This is a genomic window from Colwellia sp. 20A7, from assembly GCF_009832865.1.
Taxonomy (GTDB): domain Bacteria; phylum Pseudomonadota; class Gammaproteobacteria; order Enterobacterales; family Alteromonadaceae; genus Colwellia.
Genome location: NZ_CP047130.1, coordinates 1,957,714 through 1,981,353 on the forward strand (window position 1 = coordinate 1,957,714; position 23,640 = coordinate 1,981,353).

A 23,640-nucleotide genomic window follows, 5' to 3' on the forward strand; every position below is an offset into this window, starting at 1 on the left:
TTAAAAATAAAAAAAGAAGGTTAAAGCCTTCTTTTTTTATTAACAATTAATAATTCTATTTAAATGGAATTATTAATCTAACTCTTCAATAAATGACACAGCACGACCAATATAGCTTGCCGGAGTTAATAAGCATAACTCAGCTTTTACTGTGTCAGGCAATTCAAGGGTATTGATGAATTCACGCATAGAATCACCATCAACACGTTTACCACGGGTTAATTCTTTTAATTTTTCATATGGTTTTTCAATGCCATAGCGACGCATAACCGTTTGCACTGGCTCAGCTAATACTTCCCAGTTATTATCAAGTTCTTTGGCTAAGTTTGCCTCGTTAACTTCTAATTTACTGATACCTTTTAGTGTTGATTGATAAGCGATTATTGCGTGACCAAAACCAACACCTAAGTTACGTAAAACAGTTGAATCAGTTAAGTCACGTTGCCAGCGAGAAATTGGCAGCTTTTGAGCAAGGTGGTTGAATATTGCATTAGCAATGCCTAAGTTACCTTCTGAATTTTCGAAATCAATTGGGTTAACTTTGTGTGGCATTGTTGATGAACCAATTTCACCTGCTATTGTTTTTTGCTTGAAATGACCTAGGGCAATATATCCCCAAACATCACGGTCAAAATCAATTAAAATAGTATTGAATCGAGCGATAGCATCGAATAACTCAGCGATATAGTCATGTGGTTCTATTTGTGTAGTAAAAGCATTCCAAGTTAATCCTAATGAACTAACAAACTCATCTGCGAATTGATGCCAATTAACTTCAGGGTAAGCACTTAGGTGAGCATTGTAGTTACCAACAGCACCATTAATTTTACCTAATAATTCTACTTCAGCTATTTGCTTACGCTGACGTTGTAAACGCACATAAACGTTGGCCATTTCTTTACCTAAAGTACTAGGAGAAGCTGGCTGCCCATGAGTTCTACACATCATAGGAATGTTTTTATATTCAATTGCTAAACCTTTTACTTTAGCAAGAATTTCATCAATAGCTGGTAATAATACGTTTTCATTACATTCTTTTAGCATTAAACCGTGAGAAAGATTATTAATGTCTTCAGAAGTACAAGCAAAGTGAATAAATTCAGTTACTGCATTTAACTCAGCATTATCAGCAATTTTTTCTTTTAAAAAGTACTCAACCGCTTTTACATCATGATTAGTTGTTGCTTCAATTTTCTTGATGCGCAGAGCATCTTCTTCGTTGAAGTTAGCTACAATGCTATTCAATGCTTCATTTGCAGCATCACTAAAAACAGGAACCTCTGCAATAGCTTCAGTTGCACTTAATTTTTGTAACCAACGGACTTCAACCGTTACACGGTATTTGGTTAAACCAAATTCACTAAAGATAGGGCGTAAGTCACTTGTTTTGCTGCCATATCGGCCGTCTACTGGCGATATGGCGGTTAATGCTGAAAGTTCCATGATGTATTCCTAGGTTAAAAATTTATGTTTTAAAGTATGTGTTAAAAACTATTTCTTAAAAATATGGGTACAAAGTAGGTTAAATAGTGTTTAAAAGTTGTTGTGCTGTTTTTACTATTTTGTTTCGATTGAAAAATATACTTCTACGTTTACCGCCCACTTGTCGCCATAACACTGCTGCTCGTATGCCGGCCAATAGTAAAGCTCTAATTTTATGCTGATTTACCGGTTGTTTTAATATATTTGGCTCGCCCGTTACTTGAATACGAGATCCTAAGGGGCTGATAATATCACTATATATGCTAGCGAAGCTGGAAATAAGTGTATCGCTGGTTATGCTGTAATGGTCTATTTGTCGTTTACTTGCATCAATACGTTCACCAAGTTTAGATAACTGCTTTGGCTGTTTTGCTAATTTTCGCTCGAGGTTTATTAAACCAATAATATAGCGGGTAAGCTCTGGATCTTTAACTTTTTTACCTTCGCTATTACTATTTTCACTTGATGGATCGCCTAAATGATTGACTAAAAGTTTGAGCCCCAACTTCACATTTTCTAATTCACCGCCATATACTGCTAAAGTATTTTCGGGGGAAGTCATGGTTATACTACTAACCAACACAGTCAATTCATTTTCGTCAACTTGCCCAGTACGCGAAACTTGCTGTACAAGGTGTGCTGCTTGAAAAATAGCGGCTAAGGTTATCGTTTGATCTTTCATTGCTACTTTAACTACTTCTTTAAATAGGTTTGTTATCGTTGATAAATAATTAACGAATCAAGGTATTGATAATACCGCCACCAAGACATACATCGTCTTGATAAAATACGACAGATTGACCTGGAGTTACAGAGCTTTGAGGCTCATCAAAATCAATTTGATACTGTGGGCTATTATCTTCATTTTTTGTTATTGACTGACCTAGTGGTGTAACGGTGCAAGCAACATCATCTTGTCTATAACGTGTTTTTACTGTGCATTTTATTGGTGCAGATAATTCTTGTCGGTCAACCCAATGTAATTGATTGGCAATTAAGCCCTTTGAAAATAGGCGAGGGTGATTATGTCCTTGACCAACAATAAGTACATTACGTAATAAGTCTTTTTCCACTACATACCAAGGCTCTTCACCAGCATTAGCTAAACCGCCTATACGTAAACCTTTGCGTTGACCTAGGGTGTGATACATTAAACCATCATGATGGCCGACAGCATCACCTTCAGCTGATTCAATAATACCTGGTTGCGCAGGTAAATATTGGCCTAAAAAGTCTTTAAATTTTCGCTCACCAATAAAGCAAATACCGGTACTGTCTTTTTTATTATGTGTTACTAATCCAGCTTTTTCAGCAATAGCACGTACTTCAGGTTTCTCAATATTGCCCACAGGAAATAACGTATGTGAAAGTTGTTTTTCATCTAATGTGTATAAAAAATAACTTTGATCTTTATTATTGTCCAGCCCACGAAGCATGGTCCAATGGCCATCAATAAATTGACGCTGCACATAGTGACCCGTAGCAATATAATCAGCACCTAAATCTTCACAAGCAAACTCTAAAAAAGCTTTGAATTTTATTTCTTTGTTGCACATTATATCGGGATTTGGTGTTCTACCTGCTTTATATTCCGCCAAAAAGTATTCAAATACATTGTCCCAATACTCAGTGGCAAAATTAATCGTGTGCAATTTAATGTCTAATTTGTCACAAATAGCTTGAGCATCTTCTAAATCTTGTGCTGCTGCACAATATTCATCGGTATCATCTTCTTCCCAGTTTTTCATGAACAAGCCTTCAACTTGATAGCCTTGCTCTTTTAATAAATAGGCAGAAACGGAGGAGTCTACACCGCCAGACATACCAACAATTACTTTCATTGTTTGTGGTGATGAAGGTGCTAGTGTTTTGTTTTGTGGATCTTGCAGCTCAATAGACATTGAAAACTCTTGGTTTTAAAAATTAATGTACACGATAAATGGGCGCAGAATTATAGCACGCTCATTATCGTGATTAAATAGCCATGGTTAAGAACAATTGTCATTAATCTAATCAATTACCTTATATGTACCATTATCAATATTATTTATTGTCCATTGGCCAATGGAAAAACGTATTAAGCGTAGTGTAGGATAACCAATATGAGCAGTCATTCGTCTAACTTGACGGTTTCTGCCTTCAGTAATAATTATTTCTAGCCAGGTCGTTGGGATATTGGCGCGTTCTCTTATCGGCGGAATACGTTGCCATATATTTGGTTGTTCCATTACCGCTATTTTGGCTGGTAATGTCATGCCATCTTTAAGTGTTACGCCTTTACGTAACATTGCTAAATCATTTTCGGTTGGGCTGCCTTCTACTTGTACCCAATAGGTTTTAGCTGTTTTCTTTTTCGGGTTCGCTATTTGATGTTGTAATTTCCCATCATTAGTTAGCATTAATAATCCTTCACTATCTCTATCTAAACGACCTGCTGCATAGACGTTTTCGATAGGAATATAATCTTTTAATGTTTTTCGCTGTTGTTTCCCTTCGTGTTTTTCATCAGTAAATTGGCATAAAACATCAAAAGGTTTATTAAATAGTACAATCTTACGATCACTTTTATCTGGTCGTACCTTTGTTTGTTGTTTGGCTCTATATCTTGTATGGTCTTTGTTGTTGTTCATTTTGATCTTATTTCAGTCGGGATAACGAGATTTGTGCTTATACTCAGCTATATTAATATGTCGTAAATTATTATAATATAATGCGCGAAAAATAAATGTTAAATCTAAATTATATTTAGGATTAGCCAATAATATCAATTTGAATAAATATACTCTCGGAAGGAATTTAAAAAGGTTAGTATGCTGTGTTATTAATTTTGCTAGAGAATAAATTAATCTCTTCAAATAACATTTGCCTTAAACCTTTATTCTAACCAAATGAGGAAGAACTGAGTCAACTTGATAGGTTAATCAACTTAAGTTAAATAAAGTAGGAAGCTCATGAGCACAGATAACTCAAAAATTATTTATACTATTACTGATGAGGCGCCAGCCTTAGCAACATATTCATTATTACCTATTATCCAAGCTTATACAGCATCTTCTGGTATAAATGTTGAAACACGTGATATTTCTTTAGCTGGTCGTGTGCTAGCTAGTTTTCCAAAGTATTTAACGAAAGAGCAACGTGTTGATGATGCGTTAGCTGAATTGGGAGAGATGGTTACTAATTCGAATGCAAATATCATTAAACTTCCTAATATAAGTGCTTCAGTTCCTCAATTACATGCCGTAATTAAAGAATTACAAGCAAAAGGGTTTGAAGTACCTAATTATCCTGAAGAAGCGCAGAATGAAGCTGAAAAATCAATAAAATATACTTATGATAAAATCAAAGGTAGTGCGGTAAACCCAGTTCTTCGTGAAGGTAATTCAGATCGTCGTGCGCCTGCTTCAGTTAAGCAATATGCACAAAAAAATCCTCATTCAATGGGCGTTTGGTCAAGTGATTCTAAATCTCACGTGGCAAGTATGTCTACGGGCGATTTTTATGATTCAGAGCAGTCAGTTACTGTTAACTATGCGACCAATGCAAGAATAGAGTTTGTTGCTAAAGATGGTAGCGTTAAAGTTTTAAAAGATAATTTGGTCTTATTAACAGGTGAAATTATTGATTCATCGGTATTAAGCAAATCGGCTTTAATTGAGTTTTATCAGCAATCGATAGAAGATGCTAAGAAAGAAGATGTTTTATTATCGTTGCATTTAAAAGCAACTATGATGAAAGTATCAGATCCGGTTATTTTTGGATACGCAGTAAAAGTTTTCTATGCTGAAGCATTTGAAAAGCATGCTGAGATTTTTGAACAACTAGGTGTTGATGCTAATAATGGTATTGGTGATGTTTATAGTAAAATTTCACGTTTACCTGAAGCTAAAAGAACTGAAATTGAAGCCGATTTAGTGAAGGTATTTGTAAATCGCCCTGAGCTTGCTATGGTTGATTCAGATAAAGGTATTACTAACTTACATGTACCAAGTGACGTTATTGTTGATGCTTCTATGCCTGCAACTCTTCGTTCTTCTGGAATGATGTGGGGACCTGATGGAACGTTAAAAGATACTAAAGCTATGATTCCAGACCGTTGTTATGCGGGCGTTTATCAAGCAGTCTTTGACTTCTGTAGAGAACATGGAGCATTCGATCCAACAACTATGGGTACAGTACCTAACGTTGGTTTAATGGCGCAAAAAGCTGAAGAATATGGCTCACACGATAAAACATTTGTAATGGATGCTGAAGGTAGTGTTCGTGTTGTAGATGCTCTTGGCACAACTTTACTTGAACATACCGTTGAAGTCGGTGATTTGTGGCGTATGTGTCAAGCTAAAGACTTACCAATTCAAGATTGGGTGAAATTAGCGATAACACGTGCTAAAGCTTCTGGCATGCCTGCTGTTTTCTGGTTAGATGAAAACCGTGCTCATGATAGAGAAATGATTAAAAAGGTTAATGCTTATTTAGCAAACTATGACACAGCTGGTTTAGATATTAGAACACTTAATCCTGTTGCTGCCTGTCAATTTACCTTAGAACGAATTCTAAAAGGTGAAGACACTATATCAGTAACTGGTAACGTTTTACGTGATTACTTAACTGATTTATTCCCAATTTTAGAACTAGGCACCAGTGCTAAAATGCTTTCAGTTGTACCATTAATGAATGGTGGTGGTTTATTTGAAACTGGCGCTGGCGGTAGTGCTCCTAAGCATGTTCAACAGTTTGAAAAAGAAAACCATTTACGTTGGGATTCTTTAGGTGAATTTTTAGCATTAGCTGCTTCTCTAGAGCATTTAAGTGTTACAACAGGAAATGCTAAAGCGCAAATCTTGGCTGATACACTAGATAGAGCAACAGGTAAATTTTTAGATAGTAATAAGTCACCATCACGTAAAGTAGGTGAACTTGATAACCGTGGTAGTCATTTTTATCTTGCAATGTATTGGGCACAAGAATTAGCTGCACAAACAAGCGATGGTGAGTTGAAAACTGCCTTTACTGGTGTAGCTCAAGCATTGACTAAGCAAGAAGATAAAATTATTGCTGAATTAAATGGTGCACAAGGTCCAGCAATGGATATTGGTGGATATTACTTTGCTGATGCTGCTAAAGCAGAGAAAGCAATGCGTTCTAGTGAAACATTAAATACTATATTATCGGCTCTTTTTTAAATATTAGTAGATATACAGTAAAAGTGTAAACTATAAACGGAAAGTTTTTAATTACACCTAAAGCCCTGACGATGAATAATTGTTAGGGTTTTTTTGTGTTTAATAAATATTGAGTATATTAAACCTGTGTTTTAAGTTTGCTTAGTATATAATCCGCCACCTTATTAGTGTTTTGTTGTTCTAGGTGATGTATGAGTGTTGATGCTATTGGTTTGTCTGCCAATTTATTGAAAGCGGTAAAGGAATGTGGTTATAAAAATTTAACCCCTATTCAACAGCAGGCTATTCCTATGATTCGCTCAGGCGTTGATGTATTAGCGAGTGCCCAAACAGGAACGGGGAAAACCGCCGCATTTAGTTTACCTATTTTAGATGCATTAGCGAAAACATCATCAAATGATGTAGTAGACGATAAAGATGTTCGGAATATTCAAGCATTAATATTAACACCAACGCGTGAGCTTGCAGCACAAGTTGCTGAAAATATGATCGCATATAGTAAGTTTTTACCATTAAAAATTGGTGTGGTTTATGGTGGCGGTAAAATGCCATCACAAACTAATTTGCTAAAACAAGGAGTTGATGTTTTAGTCGCAACGCCAGGTCGATTACTTGAACATTTAAATTTACGTAATGTAAACTTATCACAAGTGAAGTATCTTGTTTTAGATGAAGCAGATCGCATGTTAGATATGGGTTTTTTAACCGATATAGAAAAGTTAACGTTAGCGGTAAAGCAAAAGCATCAAACCCTGATGTTTTCTGCCACTTATTCAAATAAAGTTAAATCATTAGCAAATACACTGCTTACTACACCTAAAACTATAGGTGTTGCAAAACAAAACTCTACTTCTGGTAAAATTAAGCAATCAGTTTACTGGGTTAGTGAAGTAAGAAAACGCGAGTTATTATCAGAATTGATAGGTGTTAATAATTGGCAGCAAGTGCTTGTTTTTGCAGGAACTAAAGAAAGTGCAAATATTCTTGCTAAAGAATTAAAGCTTGATGGTATAAAAGCCGCACTTTGTCATGGAGATAAAACACAAGGCGCTCGTAATAAAGCCTTAAGTGATTTTAGTGAAGGTAAGGTCAGGGTATTAGTGGCAACGGATGTTGCTGCTCGTGGCTTAGATATTGATAATTTAGCTTATGTTGTTAACTTTCATTTACCTTTTTTAGCCGAAGATTATGTTCATCGTGTTGGGCGCACAGGTCGTGCTGGAAAGTCGGGTACCGCTATTTCTTTAGTGAGTCCTAAGGATGAACGCTTTTTAGAAAATATTGAGGCACTTATAGAGCGTAAATTTGAGCGAATTATTGTACCTGGATATGAATTAAAGAAAGATGAGGCATTAGAGCACCAACAAATTAGTGAAAAACGTGCCAGTAAAAACCGTTACCGTGCTAACCAAGAAAAAAATCAAGCGATTGAAAAGAAAAAACAAGCACCGCGGACGAACAACAAAAAATATAACGTTAAAATAAAGAAAAAACGATAATATAAGCTCGTTTAATACTTATGTTGTTTAAGTTAGTCGGCTTAAACAACACTCAAGCTTGCTAGTGTTTTCATTTTTTCACGATAGAGTGCTGCATCCGTTCGTTCAAATAACGTCTGTTCATTGTCAGCTCTATTCATAAAGGTTGTACCTAAACTACAACCTACTTGATACTTTGAAAGTATAATATTAGTTTTTAATGCGCCATCAATTCTATTTTGAATGATATCCAAGGCATCTTCGCTCGCATGTTCAACAATAATAGCAAACTCATCACCACCAAAACGAAAAATACTGTCAGAATCACGTACACAAGTTCTTAAAACATCAGAAAACTGCATCAACACTTGATCCCCTATACTGTGTCCGTAATTATCATTAATTGCCTTAAATTTATTTAAGTCCATTAAGATCAAGCCAACCTTTTCATGTTGGCGATTTGCATTATGCATGGCACGTTTTAACTGATCATCAAAATATCTACGGTTTCCTAAGTTTGTTAGGCTGTCTTGCATGGCAAGTTGCATAGCTTGATGATATTGGAGTGCATTTTTTAAAGGATACAATAGTATTTTATGGATTCGCTGTAAGTCTTTATAATGATTCATGCTTATAGGGCTATTTATACCGTAGGTAATCGCCCCAATAAATTCATTATTTAGCTTTAATTCGAAGTGTCGTTCTTGTTTTGATTTACGACTTCCACGCAAGGTTTTGCTCGCAATTTCACTTTTAAAATATAAACCTGAAAATTGTATATAACGAGCGGCTTCCATAGCAAAAATATCAAGTAATTTCTCTAAAGATAGAGTTGTTTGGAGCTGTTCTAATAAACTCATATTTTGTTTATCATTTATCGCAGAGCTATTTGCTAATACATTAAATACATTAAATGATGGAGTTGTATTTTCAAGTATATTCAATGTTTGCATACTTACGCCTCTTATTTACGCAGGTTTAGTTTTTAATACTTATGTTAAAGCAATAATTGTTCCAACAATAACCTATGTACTTCAATAAAAAAGTGCGGCTTGTTGTTCGTAGTTAAGCGTTTGATTTTTATTGCTTTTATTTGTTTTTTAAGTGGGTGTTTTGTATGCTGTTCCATACGAAAAAAGGTTGTCAGTAAATTGACGGCAATAATTTGCCGGGTGGCAAGTGTGTTTTTATTTTAGAAAGCGATATAACGCATGTTTTAGTGTGCATAAGCATGGGGTTATCGAAGATTTATAACATGAGTATTTTGGGCCAGCGCCATTTTAATAGATAATCTTTAGTTGACGAGATAATACATAATTGAATTTATTTATATTATCTCTTTTAATTATTTCAAGGAAGCTACTGTAAAAAACCTATAGATAAAATTCATATCAACACGCCTAATAATTATACTTTTTTGGATCCTTACGCTCTAATACAGCATATTAATCATTGATAATAAGTTGTTTACCGCCTACCCAAGTTTGTAAAACTTTAGTTTTCCAGGTTTCAGAGCTTTGAATGTTAAAAATATCTTGATCGATAATAATAAAGTCAGCTTTCTTATCTTTAGCTAATGTGCCAATTATATCCTCTTGATGTGCTGCATAGGCGGCATTTACCGTAAATGTTTTAAACGCTTCCTTTATAGACATGGACTCTTCTGGAAACCATCCTAAACTAGGCTTGTTTTGATGATCTTGTCTTGTGACACTTGCATGAAGGCCAAAAAATGGATTAGTTGATTCAATAGGGAAGTCTGAGCCGCCAGCAATGATAGCATTAGCTTTTATTAACTTTTTCCATGCGTAAGCACCTAATATTCTTTCTTCACCTAATCGGTCTTGTGCCATATTTTTATCACTAGTAGCGTGTGTGGCTTGCATTGATGCGATTACGCCTAACTCGTTAAAACGAGGAATGTCTTTCAAACGAAGAATTTGAGAATGTTCTATTCTGTGACGCATATTTTTTGTTTTTGAACTTTTTATATATTGTTGATAAAGGTCTAATACAAGTTTATTCGCATTATCTCCAATCGCATGAGTGTTGACTTGAAAACCTGCCATCATCACAGTTTGTATCAATGAAGCTAGAGTTTTTTCGTTGTAAAGTAATAACCCTTTATGATTACTTAAGTCGGAATAATCCTCAATTAATGACGCCCCTCTACTACCTAAAGCACCATCAGCTGAAATTTTTACACTATTGATAATAAATTTATCATCAGGCGATTTAAAGTGACCTTGTTTTAATAAATCTTGTAAATTTTTATCATCGACATAGATCATACCATTAACTCTTATTGGCATATTATCTTCTAGCGCTAATGCTTTATAAGCCGTAATATTTGCATTACTAATGCCAGCATCATGAACAGATGTTAAGCCTACTTTAGCTAATTCATTTAAAGCGTTAACTAAAACTTCCTTCATTTCTTTCGGTGTAACCATTGGTATATTATCGGTAATAAGACTCGTAGCATTATCAATAAAAATACCGGTAGGTTTACCTTGCTTATCTTTGACTATTTCACCACCATTAGGTGAAACCGAGGTATGATCAATACCTGCTAACTCCATCGCTTTTGAATTTGCCCAACCTGCATGACCATCAATGCGGCTAAACCAAACGGGTGTGTTTTTGAAATATTCATCAAGTGAAATTGCTGCTGGATATTGTTGACCTTCCCATAAAACTTGATTCCAACCTCGGCCTAACAACCACTGCCCATTCTTATTTTTTTTACGAAAGTTAATGGCTAATTGAACAGCTTCTTGCTCTGATAAAACATTGTTTAGATTAACTTGCATTAAACTTAAGCCGTAAGCTAATACATGCCCATGAGCATCAATCAAACCAGGTAATAGTGTTTTACCGTGACCGTCAATTTCTTGAACGTCTTGCATAGGCAATTTATCATCACTAGTAAATAGTTGATCTATTTTATCATCAGTAAACTGCATGGCTGAAAATTGTATAAGATCACCTGTTTTATTTAATGTATAGCCATTAATATTTTTCAGTAATGTTGTTTGTGAAAATGTTGGGAAGTGTACAATAGTGAGTAAGGTAAAAAGTATAATTTTTTTCATTAGTACAAACCTAGGTTTAAGAGGGCGTTTTTATATTAAAACATAAGCCTTGATAGGTACATTCATTTTGGCTGTTTGTTTAGGTGGTTGTTTTAGCTATTTGTTACCGTATATAAGTTTAAAAAATGTCTGATTTGGTTTTCTTGTTCCATGGCATCATTAAACCCTAGTTGTATTAGTTCGCTGCAGAAGTTTTTTTCAAACAGTAAGTAACTAACAAGACTTGATTCAGCATCATTATTAATACCCGCGCTACGTAAGAGAACTCTTACAGGTAAGGGTAAATCGTCATAATAGTTTCGTGCAATAGTATTAAAGTCACTACTTGGATTGATAATGAAACTATCGATATGCTTTAAGCCTTCAACATTTTCTTTTTTACTTTTGGGGATTAGTTTTAAGGTTTCATTTATACGGGCCATACGCTCTAAATCACTATTCATAGTGTCAGCGAATATGGAATCTAATAAATGGCCAGCAATAGTTGCTGCTGTAGGTGGGTGAGGGGTATTTTCATTAGCATATATAGGCTCTTTGGGTTGCTCAACACCGATAATAAAAATACGCTTAGCACCTAAGTGAATAGCAGGACTAAGGGGTGATAATTGATGCACTGAGCCATCGCCAAAGTGGTTTTTTTTAATCTTCACCGAAGGAAATACTAAGGGAATAGCTGCTGAAGCCATTAAATGTTCAGTATTAAGTTGAGTTGCTTGACCACAACGCTTTTCTCTATTCCAAGGAGCTATATTATCATTAGCTTGAAAAAAGCTGATAGAGTTACCTGTACTATAACTTGATGCGGTGACTGAGGTAGCAGATAGGTACCCCTGTAAAATATTATTATCAATACGCTTAAAATTCATCACCGAGTTTAATAGGTCACGAAGCGGTTCATTGTTTAATAAACTACGAGGTAATTTATTAGCATAATCAGCTTGAAAGTTTGCGAACATAGCTTTACCTATATACCCAAAAACACCTCGGGTATTATTATGATAAATTTTACTGGTATCGAGGTTTTTCCACACCCACTCAAGCTTTTTTACCCCTAAGTGAAAGCATGACGCATAACATCCTAAGGCTGTGGTATTTATTGCCCCTGCAGAAGTTCCACATAAAATAGGGAAGGGAATAGCATGATTTCTAGGTACGAATTTAGCGATAGCTGAAAGAACACCTACTTGATAGGCTGCTCGAGCCCCACCACCAGTTAGTACTAAAGCGTTTTGGGTGGCAACATAATTATGTCTTCTAGTCATCGATGATTATCTTGAATTAAAGTGTTGATTAAGATGTTGTTTGTCAATTGCAACTATAAGTGTTTTTATTTGATACTGCTAGCCTAAGGGGGAAAGTTAGCCGAAAAAAAACCAGCAGAAGCTGGTTTTTTAAAATGACATAGAATTATTAACAATTAATCTTCTACTTGTCACTATTTGCACCTAAAAGATGTAATAATTAAGTAGTTTTCTTATCTGAAAATAATTTATTAGCTGCTAACACGTTCGTTAGCAACATCAATCAATGGTTTCGATCCAGTTTGCAACAATGCTAAGTTAGCAGAAACAACACTCTTTGGTAATTTAGAAATCATCAAAGATCCTGTTTCTACAGAACCACTTGTTGATGCAAACTCTAATAAGTTCTGGCCATTACACTCAATGCCGTCGAAAATACGACGAATTTTTAATTTATTCATTTTTAAAAATGAACGCATGCGTTTCTTGTCATCAGCAGCCACATACTCACATATGCTTTGTGCAATGTTCGTCGCTTGTGCTTGAGGTGTCGATACAACAGACGTTAAAGTTAAAATAGTGATGGTTGAAGCTATTAATAATTTTTTCATTTTAGTAACCTTTAATTTAAATGGATTATTAAAAGAAAAAACCACGGGATGTACCTATGAACGAGGTGACTCCGCTGCCGTAGATTATCCAGTATTAGAAAATCCCGTAGGCCGGTGGTTTTGCGTCGCATACTTTCATATGCTTTGCCTTTTCTTTGTCAAATTTAATTATCTCTAATATTTATTATAAATGCAAATTTCATTTAGTTTATTGTTATATAAGAGAATAACATATTATAAGTATTACTTATTAAGGCAAAAAATTTAATAAATTTAAGTTGAGACATTATACTTACAACATGTTTACAATCTTGTTACATAAGGCCGAAGTATATTTGTAATTGAGGTATGTTTCTTTTATCAAAGTATAATTATTTTAAGTTAACTAATTATACTTTGAACTTTACTAATTCAAGACTAAAACTGCATTTCAGGTGTATTCTCATGTACAACTAATTCACCTTCAGTTAGTTTTATTATTTCTTCAACAGATACGCCAGGTGCGCGCTCTAACAAGTGAAATTTTCCTTCTTTTATTTCTATATATGCTAAATCTGTTAGCACTTTTTTTATACAGCCTTTTCCCGTTAATGGTAGCGTACAGTTTTTTAATAATTTAGACACACCATGCTTTGATGCATGAGTCATGGTAACAATAATATTATCAGCACCAGCTACTAGGTCCATTGCGCCACCCATACCTTTAATGAGTTTTCCTGGGATCATATAAGAAGCAATATTACCATTTACATCAACTTCAAAAGCCCCAAGTACGGTTAGGTCAACATGTCCACCACGGATCATGGCAAATGATTCGGCCGAATCAAAAAGAGAAGCACCTGTTGCCATAGTAACCGTTTGTTTACCTGCATTAATAAGATCGGCATCAATTTCGTCTTCAGTGGGAAATTGTCCCATTCCTAATAAGCCATTTTCAGATTGAAGCATAACCTCAATCCCTTCAGGTACGTAATTAGCGACAAGGGTTGGAATACCAATGCCTAGATTAACGTAATAACCATCTTGAAGTTCTTGGGCTACACGTTGTGCAAGTTGTTCTCTGGAAAGCGCCATTATTTATCTCCTCTAGGGTAACAGCTGCGTTTATTGTTTTTATCGACAATCGCAGTTAGCTATCAACCTGTTAATTATTGTTCAACTTAGTTCTATGAGCGGGTAGTGCGTTGTTCAATGCGTTTCTCGAAGGTGCCTAAAATTAGTCTATCGACATAAATTCCAGCAGTATGAATTTGATCTGGATCTAGCTCGCCGGGTTCGACAATTTCTTCAACTTCAACAACGGTTATTTTACCTGCGGTTGCTGCCATTGGATTAAAATTACGTGCTGTTTTTCTAAAAACCAAGTTACCGTATCGATCCGCTTTCCATGCTTTTACAATAGCAAAATCACCAGTGATAGCTTCTTCTAGAATATAATGGCGACCGTTAAACTCTCTTTCTTCTTTACCTACTGCAACAGGGGTTCCATACCCTGTTGCAGTGAAAAAAGCGGGTATTCCCGCACCACCAGCACGTATTTTTTCGGCTAATGTCCCTTGTGGTGTTAATTCTACATCGAGTTCACCAGCCATCATTTGACGCTCAAACTCAGCATTTTCACCAACATAAGAAGCAATAATTTTTTTAATTTGGCGATCAGGCAATAAAATTCCTAAGCCAAAATCATCAACACCACAGTTATTAGAAACTAATGTTAATCCTTTTGTACTTTTACGTTTAATTTCCTGAATTAAGTTTTCAGGAATTCCGCATAAGCCAAAACCACCTGCAATTACAGTCATGTTGTCAGTTAGACCAGCCATGGCTTCTTCGTAACTAGCAACTACTTTGTCAAACCCTGCCATTGTTTTCTCCTCGATGCTTTATTTATTATATTTTTTGCTAACATACTATGTGTTTCTATTCGCCAGATAAGCATTTGATACTTTTGATATTGGCGCTTTATCTAGTTTTTCGCTGATATACCAACCAGCTTTAAGCAATTTTGTAAAATCTATTCCTGTTTCTATACCTAAACCATTTAACATGTAAACAACATCTTCAGTAGCAACATTACCTGATGCACCTTTAGCATAAGGACAACCACCTAAACCTGCAATAGCACTATCGACGACCTTAATACCCATTTGAAGAGCTGCGTAAATATTGGTTAACGCTTGTCCATAGGTATCATGAAAATGTACCGCTAGCTTATTTATTGGTACATGAGCACTAACCGCTTGTATCATTTGTGTGACTTTACCCGGTGTACCAACACCGATTGTATCGCCAAGAGATATTTCATAGCAGCCCATTTCGTAGAGTTTTTTAGCAACTTTAGCAACGTCTTCTGCTGCTATATCTCCTTCGTAAGGGCAGCCTAAAACACATGAAACATAGCCCCTTACTTTTACGTTGGCTTGTTTCGCTGCATCCATAATAGGAATAAATCGTTCTAAGCTTTCTTCAATTGAGCAGTTAATATTTTTTTGGCTAAAGCTTTCTGACGCAGCACCAAAAATGGCTACTTCATTAACATTGACTGCCATCGCATTTTCAAACCCGCGTATATTAGGTGTAAGCGCGGCATAAGTGACATTATTCTTACGATTCAATGTTTTAAATATTTCAGTAGACGTTGCCATTTGTGGTACCCACTTAGGAGACACAAAACTGCCGCTTTCAACATAACTAACTCCTGCACTAACAAGTTTTTCTATTAAGCTGATTTTATCACTTGCGCTTATTAGCTTAGCTTCGTTTTGTAAGCCATCTCTTGGTCCTACTTCCACTATTTTTACTTGAGTAGGCATAAGAGGGGATAAGATGTTATTCATGCTAGCTCCTTATGCTTCATCATTGACACTTATTTGTTCGCTAAATGCCAATAACTCAGCTCCGCCATCAACCATATCACCTGCTTGAAAGAATATTTCATTAATGATGCCGTCACTGGGGGCTTTAATCGTATGTTCCATTTTCATTGCTTCCATAATAACTAGCGGTTGATTTTTACTAACGGTATCGCCAGTTTTTACTAATACACTAATCATGGTGCCATTCATTGGCGCCGTTAAACCACCATGTCCGTCTTCATTATCATGTTGACCACAATCAGGTAAAATATAGATAAAGTTGAATACACCATTTTCTCTGTATAAATTAATACTATTATTAATAAGGCTGACCGTTGTTGTACTTCGGTGACCATTGATGGTGGTAATGAGAAGGTCGTTATTTAGGCTACCTTGGCAATTAAATTGCTCACCATTAACATTCAGTGAATAATAGACATCAGAGACGTATTTTTTTTGTTCAACTTCAACGTTGTACTCTGTTTCGTTATGCGCTAGCGCGAACGAATGTATATAAGGTTCATTTAAACGCCAAGCATTGGCATTGTGCCAAGGTGAATTTGAATCACTACTTTTTAACGCATCTTTTTGGGCTTGGTGTTGCATTGTTAAGATGAGGTATAAAGCGGCGATTGGTAATTCGTTTTGTAATATTTGTTTTTTATTATTGAAAATAAGCTCGTTATTTTTTTCAATAAAACTCGTGTCTATTTCTTCATCCATAAACGGTTGCGATGTTGCTAAGTTATAGAGGAAATCAATATTCGTTGTTACACCATTGATACGATATTCGCTTAATGCTTTGCTTAAACGTTTTAGTGCTTTTTCACGACTTTCATCCCATACAATTAATTTTGCGATCATAGGATCATAATAAACACTTACTTCATCTCCTTGGCATACACCGGTATCAATGCGCACATGTTTACTTTCAATAGGTGTTTGCAATAAGGTTAGCTTACCTGTTGCCGGTAGAAAGTCTTTATCAGGATCTTCAGCATAAATACGGGCTTCAAAAGCATGTCCATTGAGCACTAGTTGTTTTTGCGTTTTAGGTAATATTTCACCAGCGGCAACGCGCAATTGCCATTCAACTAAATCTTGGCCACTAATCATTTCAGTGACGGGATGCTCAACCTGTAGACGAGTATTCATCTCCATAAAATAGAAAGAGCCATTAACATCAAGTAAAAACTCAACCGTACCTGCGCCTTGATAACCAATAGCTTGAGCTGACTTTATTGCAGACTTACCCATTTGTGTACGTAACTCTTCACTCATACCAAAAGCCGGGGCTTCTTCAATCACTTTTTGGTGACGACGTTGAACCGAACAATCTCGTTCGAATAAGTAAACGGCATTGTTGTGGTTATCACAAAAAACTTGAATTTCAACATGACGAGGTTGAGTTAAATATTTCTCTACTAACATAGTATCGTCACCAAAAGATGACATTGCTTCTCGTTTTGCTGCCGCGAGGCCTTCTTCAAACTCTTGTTCGCTCCATACTTGGCGCATACCTTTACCACCGCCGCCAGCGGTCGCTTTTAATAATACGGGATAGCCCATATCATCAGCAGCTTTTTTAATTATTTCACTTGATTGGTCGTCGCCATGGTAGCCAGGTACTAAAGGTACGTTGGCTTTTTCCATAATGTTTTTAGCGGCTGACTTTGACCCCATAGCTTCTATTGCAGCTACCGGCGGACCAATAAAGGTAATGTTTTTCTTCGCACAAGAACGACAGAAATCAGCATTTTCAGAGAGGAAACCATAACCAGGGTGAATTGCCTGTGCGCCTGTTTGAATTGCAGCAGCAATAACATTATCGCCTAAAAGGTAGCTCTCACGTGATGGTGAGGGACCTATATAAATAGCTTCATCGGCCATTTGTACATGTAAGGCATTTTTGTCTGCGTCTGAATAAATAGCTACGGTTAAAACGCCCATACTTTTAGCTGTTTTTATAATACGACAGGCAATTTCACCACGATTAGCAATTAATATTTTATTGAACATGTTATTTCCTCTTGAATTCAGGCCTATAAATAAATGCCATTAATACTTTTTATTTTTGCCAATTTGGCAAACGTTTTTCAAAAAAAGCATTTAAGCCTTCTTGACCTTCTTCTGATACTCGGATTGCAGCTATTCGCTCACTGGTATTTGCTAGTAACGCATCATCTATGGTTTTAAACGCAACATATTGACTTAGTTTTTTTGCTTTTCGTCTAGCTTGACTACCGTTAGCAAGTAATATGGTTATCATTTTTTTGACTTCATTGGCTAAGTCTTCAGGCTCTACAATTTCGTCAACTAAGCCCAATTGCTGTGCTTTTTCACTGAAAAATCGCTCTGCGGTTTGAAAGTAACGACGACTCGCCTTTAACCCGATAGCATCGACAACGTAAGGACTGATAGTTGCAGGAATAAGACCTAATTTAACTTCACTTAAACAGAAGCTTGCTTTAGTGCTCGCAATAACAATATCGCAACAACTTGCTAAACCTACTGCACCACCAAAAGCTGCACCCTGAATTTTGGCTATTGTTGTTTGTGGTAAGAAATTTAATGCTTTTAACATTTGGGCTAGGGCGTTAGCATCCTTCAAGTTATCCTGATAAGAATAACTGGCCATACGTTTCATCCAACCTAGGTCGGCACCCGCGCTAAAGCTTTTTCCGTTTGATGCTAGGACCATGATACTAATATCGTCGCGCTTACTAATATCATTAAATATAGTTGTTAATTTTTTGATGATTTCATCATCGAAAGCATTGTGTTTATCTGGATTATTTAAAGTCACGATAGCAACACCTTGCTCATCTACCTTAAATAAAACCTTTTCATTAGGTGTGTTCATATTAATGCGCCTTACTTTTCTCTTAACACCAGTATTACATTCTAAAGATGCCAAACTTAGTATCATCAATTGGGGAGTTTAATGCGGCTGAAATAGCTAAGCCTAATACTTGACGGGTATCAGCAGGATCAATAATGCCATCATCCCATAATCGTGCTGAAGCAAAGTAAGGGTGACCTTGATGTTCATAATTATCAATAATTGGCTGTTTAAATGCTTGTTCGTCTGATTCACTCCAAGTTTCACCTAACTTTTCTTTTTTATCACGTGTTACTTGTGCCATAACGCCCGCAGCTTGCTCACCACCCATCACAGAAATTCGTGCATTTGGCCACATAAATAAGAAACGAGGATCGTAAGCTCTACCGCACATACCATAATTACCGGCACCAAAGCTGCCACCAATCAAAATAGTAAACTTAGGAACTTGTGCTGTCGCAACAGCCGTTACCATTTTGGCACCATGTTTTGCTATACCACCTGACTCATATTGTTTACCTACCATAAAACCGGTGATGTTTTGTAAAAATACCAATGGAATTTTTCGTTGAGCACATAATTGAATAAAATGCGCACCTTTCTCGGCTGATTCACCAAAGAGCACTCCATTATTGGCAACAATTCCAACAGGGTAGCCGAATATATTAGCGAAGCCACATACTAAGGTGTTGCCATAAAGTGCTTTAAATTCGTGGAATTCACTGGCATCCACAAGGCGAGCAATAATTTCTCGTACGTCATAAGGTTGGCGAGTATCTTTTGGAATAATGCCGTAAATATCTTCGCTAGGGTATTCAGGCTCAATAACTTCTTGTATATCAATATTGATAGATTTTATGTTATTTAAATTCTTAATAGCAGAACGTGCAATCTCAAGTGCATGATGATCATTTTGTGCATAGTGATCGGTAACACCTGAAGTACGACAATGTACATCAGCGCCACCTAAATCTTCTGCACTAACAACTTCACCTGTTGCTGCTTTTACCAGAGGAGGTCCGGCTAAAAATATTGTGCCTTGTTCTTTAACAATAATAGATTCATCAGCCATTGCTGGCACATAAGCACCACCTGCCGTACATGAACCCATAACAACCGCAATTTGTGGGATGTTTTTAGCTGACATATTGGCTTGATTAAAGAAAATACGTCCAAAATGTTCTCTATCTGGGAATACATCTTCTTGATTCGGTAAGTTAGCTCCGCCAGAATCTACTAAATAAATACAAGGAAGATTATTTTCTTGTGCGATAGCCTGTGCTCTAAGGTGTTTTTTAACCGTTAGTGGATAGTATGTCCCACCCTTTACGGTAGCGTCATTAGCAACTATTACACATTCTTGACCGCTAACACGACCAATGCCAGTGATAATACCTGCACTAGGCACATCATCATCATAAACTTTGTAAGCGGCGAGTTGTGAAAACTCTAAAAAGGCAGCGCCCTCATCAATTAATGCATTGACGCGATCACGAGGTAATAATTTTCCTCGGCTAAGGTGGCGTTCTCGTGAACGTTCGCCACCACCCAGTTTTATTTCACTAATCTTTGCACGTAAATCATCAATTTGTGATTGCATGTGAGCAGCATTATCTAAGAAATCTTGACTGCGAGTGTTTATTTTTGAAATTATTTTTGCCACGGGAAAGCCTTATTATTTAACGAAGTAGTTGGATTAATTAGTAATAAAACAAATGATTACTTTGATTCGTTGAACAACTCACGCCCGATCAGCATTCTTCGAATTTCAGAAGTACCGGCGCCAATTTCATAAAGTTTAGCGTCACGTAATAACCGTCCCGCAGGAAATTCATTGATATAGCCATTGCCGCCAAGTAATTGAATCGTATCGAGCGCCATTTTGGTGGCTAGCTCTGCCGCATACAAAATAACTGCAGCGGAATCCTTACGTGTCGTTTCACCGCGATCACAGGCTGCTGCAACCATATAAGCGTATGATTTTGCGGCATTCATTTGCGTGTACATATCAGCCACTTTGCCTTGTACTAATTGAAACTCTCCAATTGATTGGCCAAATTGCTTTCTGTCATGAATATAAGGTACGACTAAATCCATACAAGCATCCATAATGCCTAACGAACCACCAGATAAAACAACACGTTCATAATCTAAACCTGACATTAGCACACGTACACCTTTACCTTCATGACCTAAGATGTTTTCTGCAGGCACTTCACAGTCTTGAAATACAAGTTCGCAAGTATTAGAGCCACGCATGCCTAATTTATCGAGTTTTTGATGGCGAGAAAAACCAGGGTAGTCACGCTCAACGATAAAAGCAGTAATACCTTTCGAACCCGCGCTGGTATCTGTTTTAGCATAAATCACATAAACATCGGCATCTGGACCATTGGTGATCCACATTTTATTGCCATTAAGAATGTATTTATCACCATCTTTCCTAGCAGAGAGCTTCATACTAACAACATCACTACCGGCGTTAGGTTCGCTCATCGCCAATGCGCCAACATGTTCGCCAGTACAAAGTTTAGGAAGGTACTTTAGTTTTTGTTCATGGGATCCATTTTTGCGCAGTTGGTTTAAACATAAATTAGACATAGCGCCATAACTTAAGCCGACAGAAGCGGAAGCTCTACTAATTTCTTGCATAGCAACGATATGCTCTAAGTAACCTAAGCCAGAGCCGCCATATTCTTCTTCAACAGTCATGCCTAATAACCCCATATCACCAAATTTACGCCATAAGTCGCTAGGGAATTCATTATCTATGTCTATTTTTTCGGCGCGTGGCGCAATTTCATCACGAGCAAAAGCATTCACTTGATCGCGGATCATATCGACGGTTTCGCCTAAGTTAAAATTAAGTGAGCTAAATGAAGAGATCATAGATTTTCCTTTTTTTTAATCTGGTTAACTAAAGTGGTTTATTTATTTTTGTTAGCGTTTTTATTGTTTTGTTAATTTTGTTAGTATATTTTGACAATTTTCTTCTAAATCATTTAGCTCAATTAATACATCGTTAATGTCAGCAAGCTGCTGCTCTAATGATTTTTTTTTGTTTGCGATTAATTCCATCATACTTGATAACTGTTTTGCGCTTGATTTGTCTGCGTCATACAGTTCAAACAGTTTTCCCGTTTCAGCTAATGAAAAACCTAAACGCTTACCACGTAATATTAACTTAAGCCTAACTCTATCTCGTTGGTTATAAATACGAGTTTGCCCTTTACGTGAAGGCATAAGTAGGCCTTGATCTTCATAAAAACGAATACTACGCGTAGTAATATCAAACTCTTTTGATAATTCCCCAATAGCGTAGCTAGTTTGATTTGGTTTAGTTTTTATATTCATGTGGTATTCGTTACTGACAGTTATTGTTAAAATTACTTTACATGAAGTTTACGTAAACGTAAAGTGTGTTTTTAGGTAATGCCTTCATAATATATTAAAACGATTATTAGCATTATCTTAGTTAATTATTTTCAAGTTTCTGTATTTTTTATTTTAATCACAGTAACGAAATAAATACGACGTTGTAAATAAGAGTAAAGACTAGTACTAAAGTTTACGTTGGCGTAAACGTTATATTGTTGTAGGCTATTTAGCTTAATATTACTAAAATTTATATCATCTTTCTTATTTTGGAGATTATCATGTCACAGAGTGATCCTATTGTAATTGTTTCAGCATTAAGAACCCCTATGGGTGGTTTTAGCGGCTGTTTTTCAAATGTTACAGCCCCCGAACTTGGTGCAACCGCGATAAAAGCTGCTGTAGCTCAAGCGAAATTAAGCAATGATCAAGTCGATGAGGTCATCATGGGGTGTGTTTTACCCGCAGGTTTAAAGCAGGCACCAGCGAGACAAGCAGCTATTGCCGCGGATTTATCTTTATCAACGGTTTGTACCACTATTAATAAAGTGTGTGGATCAGGTATGAAAGCTGCAATGCAAGCTCATGATGGATTACTTGCAGGCTCAATTGAAATTGCTGTTGCTGGCGGGATGGAAAGTATGAGTAATGCACCCTACCTTTTACCCAATGCTAGAGCCGGTATGAGAATGGGGCACGGTCAAGTCATCGATCATATGATGCTTGATGGATTAGAGAATGCCTATGATGGTATTTCTATGGGCTGTTTTGCGCAGGAAACAGCTGATGAAGCAGGTTTTAGTCGTGAAGCGATGGATGAGTTTGCTATCCGCTCTTTATCTCGTGCTAACGCAGCGATTGAGTCAGGCGCTTTTAGAAATGAAATCGCACCCGTCACTGTAATAAATAGACGACAAGAAACCATTATAGATACAGATGAACAACCGGGTAATGCTCGCCCAGAAAAAATACCTTCATTAAGAGCCGCTTTCAAAAAAGATGGAACAATAACCGCTGCGAATTCTAGTTCAATTTCCGATGGTGGCGCAGCGCTAGTTATGATGAAGCTATCAACTGCGCAAGCGCGAGGTTTAACGCCACTTTGTAAAATAGTGGCTCATGCAACTCATGCACAAAAACCAGCTGAATTTACAGCAGCACCTGTAGGTGCAATGACCAAATTATTAGAAAAAGCAGGCTGGGCAGCAGACGATGTTGATTTATTTGAAATCAATGAAGCATTTGCAATGGTGACTATGCTAGCCGTTAAAGATATGGATTTAGATATGAATAAAGTTAATGTTAACGGTGGTGCTTGTGCATTAGGTCATCCATTAGGTGCAAGTGGTGCACGTATTATGGTGACACTTATTCATGCTCTAAAAAATAAAGGCTTATCTAAAGGGATTGCTTCTTTATGCATAGGTGGCGGTGAAGCAACGGCTATTGCCTTGGAAATGTTATAATTAATTAGGAAA

General features: G+C 36.5%; 19 protein-coding genes and 1 riboswitch. Of the genes, 3 read left to right on the top strand and 16 right to left on the bottom strand.

All coding sequences use genetic code 11. The features are described 5' to 3' along the window. Nucleotides 1-72: 72 nt before the first annotated feature. The 4 genes from purB to GQS55_RS08525 form a co-directional block, all read right to left on the bottom strand. Entirely contained in the window at nucleotides 73-1,443 is a 1,371-nt protein-coding gene (gene purB, locus GQS55_RS08510) for an adenylosuccinate lyase (RefSeq protein WP_159819714.1), read from the bottom strand. A gap of 79 nt (nucleotides 1,444-1,522) precedes the next feature. Further along, complete coding sequence (gene hflD, locus GQS55_RS08515) at nucleotides 1,523-2,164, bottom strand: high frequency lysogenization protein HflD (protein ID WP_159819716.1); 642 nt, start codon at nucleotides 2,162-2,164, stop codon at nucleotides 1,523-1,525. A 49-nt stretch (nucleotides 2,165-2,213) separates the two neighbouring features. Next, entirely contained in the window at nucleotides 2,214-3,383 is a 1,170-nt protein-coding gene (gene mnmA / locus GQS55_RS08520) for a tRNA 2-thiouridine(34) synthase MnmA (protein WP_442872183.1), read from the bottom strand. A 108-nt stretch (nucleotides 3,384-3,491) separates the two neighbouring features. After that, nucleotides 3,492-4,112 (bottom strand): pseudouridine synthase, encoded by a 621-nt coding sequence (locus GQS55_RS08525; protein WP_159819718.1) that lies wholly within the window; start codon nucleotides 4,110-4,112, stop codon nucleotides 3,492-3,494. A 321-nt stretch (nucleotides 4,113-4,433) separates the two neighbouring features. Here GQS55_RS08525 and GQS55_RS08530 point away from each other — a divergent pair, with 321 nt between their 5' ends. Beyond that, the gene (locus GQS55_RS08530) at nucleotides 4,434-6,665 is read left to right on the top strand and encodes an NADP-dependent isocitrate dehydrogenase (protein WP_159819720.1); all 2,232 of its coding nucleotides are present in this window, start codon (nucleotides 4,434-4,436) and stop codon (nucleotides 6,663-6,665) included. 191 nt (nucleotides 6,666-6,856) lie between these two features. Next, nucleotides 6,857-8,164: a DEAD/DEAH box helicase gene (locus GQS55_RS08535; protein WP_159819722.1), complete on the top strand. Its 1,308-nt coding sequence runs from the start codon at nucleotides 6,857-6,859 to the stop codon at nucleotides 8,162-8,164. Nucleotides 8,165-8,205: 41 nt separating this feature from the next. On the opposite strand, the gene GQS55_RS08540 is transcribed toward GQS55_RS08535, so the two are convergent. The 12 genes from GQS55_RS08540 to GQS55_RS08595 all read right to left on the bottom strand — a co-directional run bounded on the left by GQS55_RS08540 (nucleotide 8,206) and on the right by GQS55_RS08595 (nucleotide 22,141). Continuing rightward, nucleotides 8,206-9,096 carry a GGDEF domain-containing protein gene (locus tag GQS55_RS08540; RefSeq protein WP_159819725.1) on the bottom strand — a complete coding sequence of 297 codons (891 nt, stop codon included), beginning with the start codon at nucleotides 9,094-9,096 and terminating at the stop codon, nucleotides 8,206-8,208. 492 nt (nucleotides 9,097-9,588) lie between these two features. Next, complete coding sequence (locus tag GQS55_RS08545) at nucleotides 9,589-11,238, bottom strand: amidohydrolase (RefSeq protein WP_159819727.1); 1,650 nt, start codon at nucleotides 11,236-11,238, stop codon at nucleotides 9,589-9,591. Between the two features lie 92 nt (nucleotides 11,239-11,330). Beyond that, on the bottom strand, nucleotides 11,331-12,500 hold the full coding sequence (locus GQS55_RS08550; protein ID WP_159819729.1) for a patatin-like phospholipase family protein: 1,170 nt from the start codon (nucleotides 12,498-12,500) through the stop codon (nucleotides 11,331-11,333). Nucleotides 12,501-12,730: 230 nt separating this feature from the next. After that, nucleotides 12,731-13,090 (bottom strand): DUF3718 domain-containing protein, encoded by a 360-nt coding sequence (locus GQS55_RS08555; RefSeq protein WP_236559801.1) that lies wholly within the window; start codon nucleotides 13,088-13,090, stop codon nucleotides 12,731-12,733. 61 nt (nucleotides 13,091-13,151) lie between these two features. After that, nucleotides 13,152-13,249, bottom strand: a riboswitch (cyclic di-GMP riboswitch). A 258-nt stretch (nucleotides 13,250-13,507) separates the two neighbouring features. Then, nucleotides 13,508-14,164 carry a 3-oxoacid CoA-transferase subunit B gene (locus GQS55_RS08560; protein WP_159819733.1) on the bottom strand — a complete coding sequence of 219 codons (657 nt, stop codon included), beginning with the start codon at nucleotides 14,162-14,164 and terminating at the stop codon, nucleotides 13,508-13,510. Nucleotides 14,165-14,256: 92 nt separating this feature from the next. Further along, the gene (locus tag GQS55_RS08565) at nucleotides 14,257-14,955 is read right to left on the bottom strand and encodes a CoA transferase subunit A (RefSeq protein WP_159819735.1); all 699 of its coding nucleotides are present in this window, start codon (nucleotides 14,953-14,955) and stop codon (nucleotides 14,257-14,259) included. A 45-nt stretch (nucleotides 14,956-15,000) separates the two neighbouring features. Next, a complete protein-coding gene (locus GQS55_RS08570; RefSeq protein ID WP_236559802.1) occupies nucleotides 15,001-15,927 on the bottom strand; it encodes a hydroxymethylglutaryl-CoA lyase in 927 nt (308 codons plus the stop codon). Nucleotides 15,928-15,936: 9 nt separating this feature from the next. Beyond that, nucleotides 15,937-17,964 (bottom strand): acetyl/propionyl/methylcrotonyl-CoA carboxylase subunit alpha, encoded by a 2,028-nt coding sequence (locus GQS55_RS08575; RefSeq protein WP_159819737.1) that lies wholly within the window; start codon nucleotides 17,962-17,964, stop codon nucleotides 15,937-15,939. Nucleotides 17,965-18,013: 49 nt separating this feature from the next. After that, nucleotides 18,014-18,808 carry an enoyl-CoA hydratase/isomerase family protein gene (locus tag GQS55_RS08580; protein ID WP_159819739.1) on the bottom strand — a complete coding sequence of 265 codons (795 nt, stop codon included), beginning with the start codon at nucleotides 18,806-18,808 and terminating at the stop codon, nucleotides 18,014-18,016. A gap of 34 nt (nucleotides 18,809-18,842) precedes the next feature. After that, complete coding sequence (locus GQS55_RS08585; protein WP_159819741.1) at nucleotides 18,843-20,450, bottom strand: carboxyl transferase domain-containing protein; 1,608 nt, start codon at nucleotides 20,448-20,450, stop codon at nucleotides 18,843-18,845. Nucleotides 20,451-20,506: 56 nt separating this feature from the next. Then, nucleotides 20,507-21,676: an isovaleryl-CoA dehydrogenase gene (locus GQS55_RS08590; RefSeq protein ID WP_159819742.1), complete on the bottom strand. Its 1,170-nt coding sequence runs from the start codon at nucleotides 21,674-21,676 to the stop codon at nucleotides 20,507-20,509. A gap of 60 nt (nucleotides 21,677-21,736) precedes the next feature. Continuing rightward, entirely contained in the window at nucleotides 21,737-22,141 is a 405-nt protein-coding gene (locus tag GQS55_RS08595; protein ID WP_159819743.1) for a MerR family transcriptional regulator, read from the bottom strand. Between the two features lie 302 nt (nucleotides 22,142-22,443). Between GQS55_RS08595 and GQS55_RS08600 the strand changes: the two genes are divergently transcribed. Continuing rightward, nucleotides 22,444-23,628: an acetyl-CoA C-acyltransferase gene (locus tag GQS55_RS08600; RefSeq protein ID WP_159819744.1), complete on the top strand. Its 1,185-nt coding sequence runs from the start codon at nucleotides 22,444-22,446 to the stop codon at nucleotides 23,626-23,628. Nucleotides 23,629-23,640 lie beyond the last annotated feature (12 nt).

Coding starts and splice junctions, on each gene's coding strand:
- GQS55_RS08565 (WP_159819735.1), bottom strand. CDS start 14,955: ATGGCAGGGTTTGACAAAGTAGTTGCTAGTTACGAAGAAGCCATGGCT.
- GQS55_RS08570 (WP_236559802.1), bottom strand. CDS start 15,927: ATGAATAACATCTTATCCCCTCTTATGCCTACTCAAGTAAAAATAGTG.
- GQS55_RS08545 (WP_159819727.1), bottom strand. CDS start 11,238: ATGAAAAAAATTATACTTTTTACCTTACTCACTATTGTACACTTCCCA.
- GQS55_RS08535 (WP_159819722.1), top strand. CDS start 6,857: ATGAGTGTTGATGCTATTGGTTTGTCTGCCAATTTATTGAAAGCGGTA.
- GQS55_RS08525 (WP_159819718.1), bottom strand. CDS start 4,112: ATGAACAACAACAAAGACCATACAAGATATAGAGCCAAACAACAAACA.
- hflD (WP_159819716.1), bottom strand. CDS start 2,164: ATGAAAGATCAAACGATAACCTTAGCCGCTATTTTTCAAGCAGCACAC.
- GQS55_RS08530 (WP_159819720.1), top strand. CDS start 4,434: ATGAGCACAGATAACTCAAAAATTATTTATACTATTACTGATGAGGCG.
- mnmA (WP_442872183.1), bottom strand. CDS start 3,383: ATGTCTATTGAGCTGCAAGATCCACAAAACAAAACACTAGCACCTTCA.
- GQS55_RS08560 (WP_159819733.1), bottom strand. CDS start 14,164: ATGGCGCTTTCCAGAGAACAACTTGCACAACGTGTAGCCCAAGAACTT.
- GQS55_RS08590 (WP_159819742.1), bottom strand. CDS start 21,676: ATGATCTCTTCATTTAGCTCACTTAATTTTAACTTAGGCGAAACCGTC.
- GQS55_RS08580 (WP_159819739.1), bottom strand. CDS start 18,808: ATGAACACACCTAATGAAAAGGTTTTATTTAAGGTAGATGAGCAAGGT.
- GQS55_RS08595 (WP_159819743.1), bottom strand. CDS start 22,141: ATGAATATAAAAACTAAACCAAATCAAACTAGCTACGCTATTGGGGAA.
- GQS55_RS08550 (WP_159819729.1), bottom strand. CDS start 12,500: ATGACTAGAAGACATAATTATGTTGCCACCCAAAACGCTTTAGTACTA.
- GQS55_RS08540 (WP_159819725.1), bottom strand. CDS start 9,096: ATGCAAACATTGAATATACTTGAAAATACAACTCCATCATTTAATGTA.
- purB (WP_159819714.1), bottom strand. CDS start 1,443: ATGGAACTTTCAGCATTAACCGCCATATCGCCAGTAGACGGCCGATAT.
- GQS55_RS08555 (WP_236559801.1), bottom strand. CDS start 13,090: ATGAAAAAATTATTAATAGCTTCAACCATCACTATTTTAACTTTAACG.
- GQS55_RS08575 (WP_159819737.1), bottom strand. CDS start 17,964: ATGTTCAATAAAATATTAATTGCTAATCGTGGTGAAATTGCCTGTCGT.
- GQS55_RS08600 (WP_159819744.1), top strand. CDS start 22,444: ATGTCACAGAGTGATCCTATTGTAATTGTTTCAGCATTAAGAACCCCT.